This window comes from Kitasatospora sp. NPDC004799 (assembly GCF_040609095.1).
Classification (GTDB): Bacteria; Actinomycetota; Actinomycetes; order Streptomycetales; family Streptomycetaceae; genus Kitasatospora.
This window is the reverse complement of the sequence record NZ_JBEXJK010000019.1, coordinates 39,040-46,375: the sequence shown is the minus strand read 5'-3', so window position 1 is coordinate 46,375 and position 7,336 is coordinate 39,040. Positions and strand designations below refer to the sequence as shown.

The window sequence follows — 7,336 nt, the reverse complement described above, 5'->3', positions numbered from 1 at the left end:
GCCGGGCCGACTTCCCGCGCGTCCGCGCACCCGCTACGCGCCGCCCGCCCGGACGACGACCGTGCACAGGCGCTTGGTGGCGCGGGTGAGGGCGACGTACAGGTCGCGCTCGCCGGCCGGCCGGGCGGTGGCGATGCCGTCCGGGTCGACCACGAGGGCCTCGTCGAACTCCAGGCCGCGCGCCTCCGAGGCCGGCACCAGCCGGGCGTACCGCTCGACCCCCGCGGCCGCCAGTTCCGCCACCCGGTCGTCCGCGCAGACCACCCCGAGCAGCTCGCCCGGGTGCGCGGCGGCCTGCGCCCGCAGCTCCCTGAGCAGACCGGCCGCCAGGCCCTCCGGAGCCACCGCGACGGTACGGGGCTCGTCGCCGTGCCGGATCGACCGGACCGGCGGCTGGTCCGGGGCGATCCGGTGAAGCAGCTCGCCGGTGGTGGCCAGGATCTCCTGCGTGGTGCGGTAGCTGACGGTCAGCGTCCGCAGGTCGAAGCGGCGGCCGAAGTGCGGGGCGAGCGCCTCGTTCCAGTCCCGGGCGGCCGTCGCCGGGCCGGCCTGGGCGAAGTCGCCGACCAGCGTCATCGACCGGCCCGGGCAGCGGCGCGCGACCATCCGCCACTGCATCGCGGTCAGCTCCTGCGCCTCGTCGACGACGACGTGCCCGAAGGACTGCTCGGGCGGGCCGTCGACCAGGCCCGCCGCCTCGTCCAGCAGCGGCACGTCGGCGTCGGTCCACGGCGCGCCGGGCGTGCGCAGCAGCAGGGCCCGTTCCTCGTCGGTGAGCTGCGGCAGGTACGCGGCCAGCGCGTCGGCGTCGGCCAGCAGGGCGTCGACGACCTCGCCGGGCACCAGCCGCGGCCAGATCTCCTCGACGGCCCGGTCGAGGTGCGGGTCGTCGAGCAGGGCGGCGCGGACGGCGTCCGCGTCGAACTCCTCGGCCCCGGTGGCGGGCGCGGCGTCGATGCCGAGGTTGCGCAGGTCCCGGGCCGCCATCCGGTCCAGGTCGACGCCGGTGAGCTGGGCGACCTCTGCGTCGAGGCGCTCCAGCACCTCCACCGTGCCGCGGGCCAGCGCGCCGGTCAGGGCGTCGACCAGCAGCTCCAGGAACAGCCGGCGCGCCCGGTTGTGGGCGAGCCCGCTGCCCTGCGCCGCCTGCCGCACCCCGGCGACCTCCTCCTCCGCCAGCCGGACCCACTCCCGCCCGACCCGGACCTCGAAGTCCCCGCCCGGGGCCTGCCGGGAGCGCACCGACGCGGCCAGCGCGTCGGCCAGTCCGGCACCGCCCTTGAGCCGGGCCGCCTCGAACCGGTCCACGGCGCCCGGCGCCACGCCGGCCAGCTCCGCGCACGTCGCCAGGACGACGTCGTTCTCCCCGAGCGAGGGCAGCACCTGGGAGATGTAGTCGAGGAAGCGCGCGTTCGGCCCCAGCACCAGCACGCCCCGCTCGGCCGCCTTGGGGAACGCGTACAGCACGTACGCGGCCCGGTGCAGCGCCACCACCGTCTTCCCGGTGCCCGGACCGCCCTGCACCACCGTCACCCCGCGGTGCGCGGAGCGGACGATCGCGTCCTGCTCCGCCTGGAGCGTCGCGACCGCCGTCCCCATCCGGCCCGTACGCCGCTCGCCGAGCGCCGCGGCCAACGGCCCGTCACCGACGACGTCCCCGGCGGTCGGCTCCGAGCCGTCCAGCAGCTCGTCGCTCACCCCGACCACCGTGCGGCCCGCCAGGCTCAGGTGCCGGCGGCGGCGCAGCCCCAGCGGGTGGACCGGCGTCGCCTCGTAGAAGGCCCGGGCCGCCTCCGCCCGCCAGTCCACCAGCAGCGGCAGCTCGTCCTCGTCCCGCTGCAGGCCCAGCCGCCCGATCCGCAGAACCGTCCCGTCCGCCAGGTCGATCCGGCCGAAGACCAGCCCGCCCTCGGCCCCCTCCAGCCGGCGCACCTCGCCCGCCAGCCGCCCGGCCGCCACCTCCCGCTCGTACACCTCGCCCGCGCCGTCCGCCGTCGACGCGAGCACCTGCCCCAGCTGCGCCCGCGCCCCGGCGAGCCGCTCGTCGAACAGCTCGCCGATGACGGACACCTGCGCCCGCTCCAGCTCCACCTGCTGTGCGGCGTTGTCGTTGATCTGCGACAAGGAAGAGCCCCTCTCGATTCGACCCGCCACTATGCAGAGGTAATCCGGGGAAGTAAATGTTGACTTGTCCGGGTTGAATGTGTCCCTCGATTCCCCGCACCGCGTTTTTCCCGGGCGGAAATTCCGGACGGCCGCCCGGACACCCCTCCCGTCCACGCGGAAACGGCCCCTCCCGGCCCGGCACGGGGGCGCCGCCGGACGCCGGCCCGGGCCCGCGGCACCCGCCCCGGCCGCACCCGAGACAGCCCCAACCACCCACCGTGCAAGGGATTTCGGGGCTCGGGCGTCGGTTCGCCGGGCCGCCTAGGCTCGGCGGCATGAACCGTACGATCCGCACCACCGAGGACGTCCTCGCCCTCCTCGACGGCCTCTTCCCGCCGGCCGAACCGTTCTGGGACCGCTTCTACGCGGACCGGTCCGCCGACCGCCCGTTCTTCGGGCCCGAACCGGACGAGAACCTGGTCTCCTGGCTCGACCGCGGCCTGCTGCCCCCGGCGCCCGGCCGGGCGCTCGACCTCGGCTGCGGCGCCGGCCGCAACGCCGTCCACCTGGCCTCGCTCGGCTTCGAGGTGGACGCCGTCGACCTCTCCGCCACCGCCGTCACCTGGGCCGAGGAGCGCGCCCGCGAGGCCGGCGCGGGGGCCGGCCCGCGGTTCCACCGGGCGAACATCTTCGAGGCCGAACTCCCCTGCGCCCACTACGACCTGGTCTACGACTCCGGCTGTCTGCACCACCTCCCGCCGCACCGCCGGATCAGTTACCTGGCGCTGCTCGACCGGGTGCTGGCGCCCGGCGGGCACTTCGCCGTCACCGCCTTCGCGGCCGGCGCGATGGGGTCCGAGCGGCCCGACGAGGAGCTCTACCGGCTCGGCGCGCTGGAGGGCGGCCTGGCCTACTCTCCGGACGAACTCCGGTCGCTGTTCCGTGAGTTCACGCCACTGGAGATCCGCCCGATGGCCGCCCAGGACCCGGACTCGCCGCTGTTCGGCGTCCCGTTCCTCCTCACGGCGCTCTTCCGACGGACCCACTGACCCCACGTCCCCGGACGTCAGTCCGACTCCCGCCCCACCGCCGCCTCGTACGCCAGCAGCGTGTCCACCACCAGCCGCCGCTGCGCCGCGCTGAGCGGCCTGAGGGCGGTGCGCCAGGCGGCGGCCCCCGGGGAGAGCCAGGCCTCGATGGCGGGCAGCCGGGCGGGGACGATCGCGACGATGCGGCGCCGGCGGTCGGCCTCGTCCTCGCGCCGTTCCAGGATGCCCTGCCGGCTGAGGTCGCCGACCATCAGGCTGACCGTGGTGGGGGCGACCTCCAGCCGGGCGGCGAGGTCGTTGACGCCCATCGGCCCGTCCAGCAGCAGGCAGGCCAGCAGCGACAGGTGACGCGGGGCCAGGGCGAAGCCGCGCAGCGGTTCCGGGACGGGGATCCGCTTGGCCCGCCCGACCAGCCGGGGCATCAGCAGCAGCATCGACCGCACGGCGTCGTCGAGCTCCTCCCCGCTCGGCGCCGGTACGTCGCGCGGCTCTCCCTCGGGCGTTGACATCGCCCACCCCTCTCCAGTTACCTTTGACATCAAAGCTGTTTTACGTGCAAAGCCAATCCATCGGCCCATGGTACGAACCGAACGGAACGGAGCTCCACCATGCCGCACCTGAGCCTGCACATCCGCGAGGAGTCCCTCGGCCCCGACGTCGAGCGGGCGCTCATCGCCGGCCTCACCGGAGCCGTCACCTCGGTCTTCGGCGAGCGGTTCCGCCCCCTGGTCGCGGTCGAGCTGATCGGGGTCCCGCAGCGCCGCCGGGGCATCGGCGGGCTGCCGACCGACGAGGTCGCACCGGTGGTCACGCTGAGCATGCGGGAGGCGGCCTACCACCTGCCGCAGGTCCCGGACGCGCCCGCCCGCCTGGTCGCGGCGGCCACCGCGGCGGTCACCGGGGTGCTCGGCGAGGCCGTCGGCCAGCAGACCGTGGTCACCGTCGACGGCGTACCGGCGGGCCGCTCCGGCGTCGGCGGCCAGGTCGCCTGACCGCCCGCGGCCCGACCGGCCGCCGACTCGCCGCCCGACCCGCGCACCGACCGCGCACCGACCGGCCTCCCGCACGCCGGCCGGGCACGAACCGACCGAACGCGGCACCGACCGGACGTGAACCAACCGGCCGCCGGCACCCGTCTCCTGAAGGGGGACCGGGCGCCGGCGGCCGGCCGCGTTCCGGCCGCCCGCGGCCGCACCCGCCCCCACCAGCCCGGATGCGCCGCGCCGACCCGCGCGCGGGCCCGAGCGCGCGCCCCGGTGATGCGCCGCAGGCCGCCCACGGCACCCGCCGCGCCCGGTCACATTCGCCCCATCAGTCCCACCAGCCCCAAAGGGAATCCGGGCGTCCGGCCGGAACCCGGCTTTGCGAGGGGCCGTCCGGTGGCATAGGTTTCGTCCGCCGTCGATGCGCCATCGACGCTGACCACCCCTCAACCCCGGGGCGGACGGCGGGCCGAGGAGCCGACGGCCGTACGCACAGGGGGGAGGAGCTGTCGTGCCGCAGGCCCGCGACCACGGGTCGACCGGGCGGCGAGGACGGACGGACGGCGCCGCGCACCAGCGGCCCACGGCCGGCGCGCGCCCGACCCCGACCAACTCCACCGGACACCCGAGGAACCGTCAGTTGCGCACCACCAGAGTCGTCACCGCCACCGCCGCTGCCCTCGTCTGCCTGGGCGCGCTCAGCGCCTGCGGCCCGGACAACGGCGGCCAGGACGCGGGCGGCACCGCCGCCCCGGCCGCGGCCGGCAGCACCCCCAGCACCAACCCCACCAAGCCCGCCGGCTCCGAGAAGGGCATCCCGGACAAGGCCTGGATGGACACCAAGAGCATCCCGATGGACGAGAGCTACCACTACACGCCGCTGGCGGCCAACGCCAAGCCGGTCTCCGGCCCGGTCCAGTTCAAGGGCATGGAGCTGTGCCACGCGGCGGTCGCCAAGGACGAGGAGCCGCTGTTCACCGGCACCGCCGCCGCCAAGGCCTCGGTCGGCTTCGGCGGGGACCGCTGGACGGCCCAGCAGACCCTGCTGTTCGTCGGTGACCCCACCCACAGCAGCGGCACCAAGCAGACCACCAACCTGGCCGAGGGCCACCTGACGGAGGCGCTCAAGAACTGCGCCAAGACCGCGCCCGGCGCCACCGTGAAGGTCGACAGCGCCCCGGACGCGCCCTACTTCGCCGCCGTTCTGACGGTCCCGCAGGCCGACGGCGGCGCCGTCACCCTGCACGAGTACGTGGTCAGCGACGGCGGTGCGGTCAGCGAGCTGGCCGTCTGGGCCACCACCAAGGCCGGCGCCCAGCCCAAGGACGCCTGGAAGGCGCCCGAGGACAAGTACGTCGGCACCGGGATGACGGCACCGATGTGCGAGGCCCTCCCGGGCTGCGACGGGCACTGACGCCGAACGGTCGCCGCCCCCACGGGTGCTGACCCTCCACGGGCACTGACCCTCCACGGGCGCCGATCCTCGACAGGCGCCCCACGGGCCCCGGAGCACGGGCGCCCACCCCCGTAGACGGCCGCCCGGCCCGTCCGGCACAGGGGACCGGACGGACCGGGCGGCTCCTTCACGCGCGAATCCACGCCCGACTCCACGCCCGAATTCACGCCCGAATCCACGCCCGCGAGACGGGCGACGCCAGGAGTCAGCCCCGCGGCACGGCCAGTTCCCGCTCCCGGCCGCCCCCGCCGCCGGGCACCGGCAGCACCACCCCGGAGGGTTCGAAGCCGGCCTTCCGGTACATCGCCTCGGCCCGCGGGTTGTCCTCGTGGACGAACAGCCGCACCCGCTCGATCCGCGGCTCGGTGAGCGACCACGCCCACTCCTGGACGGTCCGGATCAGGTCGAGCGCCAGCCCGGTGCCCCGCGCCTCCGGCCGGACGTAGACCGCGACCACGTGCGCCTGGTCGACCTCGATCACGTCGCCCTCCAGCGCGCCCGCCCCGCCCGGCCGCTCGACCAGCGCGGTCATGCTGCCGAGCCAGCGCCCGTCCGCGGCCTCCGCGACGAACTGCGCCACGTGCGGGTCCGTCGCGGCCCGGGTCGTGCGGTCCTGCCAGAACCCGTCGGGCCTGGTGACGGCCTGCTCGTGGGTCTCCAGGAAGGCCACGGCCGCGACCGGGTCCAGCAGTGCTTCCAGGCGGAGGTCCCTGGCCTGCTGCCAGTCCTCGATCCGTACCCGTCTGATGATGATGCCGGTGCTCATCGCGTGATCATTTCATCGTCCCCGACGGCCCCCGCAAGCGAATTCGGCGCCGCCGGGCCGGCCGGCTCCGCCCGGGACTCCTCCAGCAGCCGGGCCAGCAGCGCCGCCGGCCCCTCCGGCAGGCTGCCGTGGACGAGCTCGGTGCGGTGCACCAGCCGGGGCGCGGCGATCGGCGCGTACCCGATCCCGGGCGCCGCCGCGAGCACCGGCTCGGGCAGCAGGACCAGCCCGTGCCCGGCCGCCACCAGCGCGAGCAGTCCGTGCAGGTCGGTGCCCTGGTAGCGGGTGGCGGGCCGGAAGCCGTCGACCGCCGCGGCCGCGCGCAGCCGGGCCGCCGGGGGGGCGAGGTCGGGGGCGTCCAGCCAGCGGGCGGCGGAGAGGTCGGCGAGCGCGAGGCCGCCGCGGCCGGCCAGCGGGTGGCCGACGGGCAGCGCGACGGCGATCGGCCGCTCGGCCACCGCGACGGTGCGCAGCGGGCCGACGTCGGTCAGCGGCAGCGGGTCGCTGGGCGCGGCGAGCCCGTCGATCAGCGCGAGGTCGACCTCCCCGGTGGCGACCTGGGCGGGCAGCACGTCCTGGGCGAGCACCCGGACGACGGGTTCCGCCCGCGGATACGCCCGGCGCACCTCGCCGAGCGCACGCCCCAGCGTCGCCCCGACCGCCAGCGGGGTGGCCCCGAGCACCAGCCGGGCGCTCGGAGTGCCAACCAGGCGCGCGACGTCGGCGCGCGCCGCCTCCAGCCGGACCAGCAGCGGCGCGGCGTGCTCCAGCAGCCGCCGCCCGGCCGCGGTCGGGCCGACCGGACGGCGGTCCAGCAGCGCCGCCCCGAGGTCCGCCTCCAGCGCGGCGATCTGCTGGGAGACCGCGGACTGGGTGTAGCCGAGCTCCCGCGCCGCCTCCGAGAAGGAGGCGAGACGGGCGACGGTGACGAAAGTGCGCAGCTGCAGCGGGTCCACGGCGGTCATCAACCGATCTG

The 7,336-nt window shown here is 76.2% G+C and carries 7 protein-coding genes; 3 read left to right on the top strand and 4 right to left on the bottom strand.

What is annotated here, in order from left to right; genetic code table 11:
• Positions 1-33: 33 nt before the first annotated feature.
• Positions 34-2,124: an AAA family ATPase gene (locus ABZW03_RS04830; protein WP_355252250.1), complete on the bottom strand. Its 2,091-nt coding sequence runs from the start codon at positions 2,122-2,124 to the stop codon at positions 34-36.
• Between the two features lie 317 nt (positions 2,125-2,441).
• Between ABZW03_RS04830 and ABZW03_RS04825 the strand changes: the two genes are divergently transcribed.
• Positions 2,442-3,155 (top strand): class I SAM-dependent methyltransferase, encoded by a 714-nt coding sequence (locus ABZW03_RS04825; protein WP_355252247.1) that lies wholly within the window; start codon positions 2,442-2,444, stop codon positions 3,153-3,155.
• Between the two features lie 17 nt (positions 3,156-3,172).
• Here the strand turns inward: ABZW03_RS04825 and ABZW03_RS04820 are convergent, their stop codons facing one another.
• Complete coding sequence (locus ABZW03_RS04820) at positions 3,173-3,664, bottom strand: MarR family transcriptional regulator (RefSeq protein WP_355252244.1); 492 nt, start codon at positions 3,662-3,664, stop codon at positions 3,173-3,175.
• Between the two features lie 99 nt (positions 3,665-3,763).
• Here ABZW03_RS04820 and ABZW03_RS04815 point away from each other — a divergent pair, with 99 nt between their 5' ends.
• Positions 3,764-4,147, top strand: a complete 384-nt coding sequence (locus tag ABZW03_RS04815) for a hypothetical protein (RefSeq protein WP_355252241.1) — start codon at positions 3,764-3,766, stop codon at positions 4,145-4,147.
• 631 nt (positions 4,148-4,778) lie between these two features.
• Positions 4,779-5,552: a hypothetical protein gene (locus ABZW03_RS04810; protein WP_355252238.1), complete on the top strand. Its 774-nt coding sequence runs from the start codon at positions 4,779-4,781 to the stop codon at positions 5,550-5,552.
• A 247-nt stretch (positions 5,553-5,799) separates the two neighbouring features.
• Here ABZW03_RS04810 and ABZW03_RS04805 read toward each other — a convergent pair whose 3' ends face one another.
• Together ABZW03_RS04805 and ABZW03_RS04800 are read right to left on the bottom strand one after the other, a co-directional pair.
• The gene (locus ABZW03_RS04805; RefSeq protein ID WP_355252235.1) at positions 5,800-6,360 is read right to left on the bottom strand and encodes an N-acetyltransferase; all 561 of its coding nucleotides are present in this window, start codon (positions 6,358-6,360) and stop codon (positions 5,800-5,802) included.
• Entirely contained in the window at positions 6,357-7,325 is a 969-nt protein-coding gene (locus ABZW03_RS04800) for a LysR family transcriptional regulator (protein ID WP_355252232.1), read from the bottom strand. The genes ABZW03_RS04805 and ABZW03_RS04800 overlap by 4 nt, the downstream gene beginning before the upstream one ends.
• Positions 7,326-7,336 lie beyond the last annotated feature (11 nt).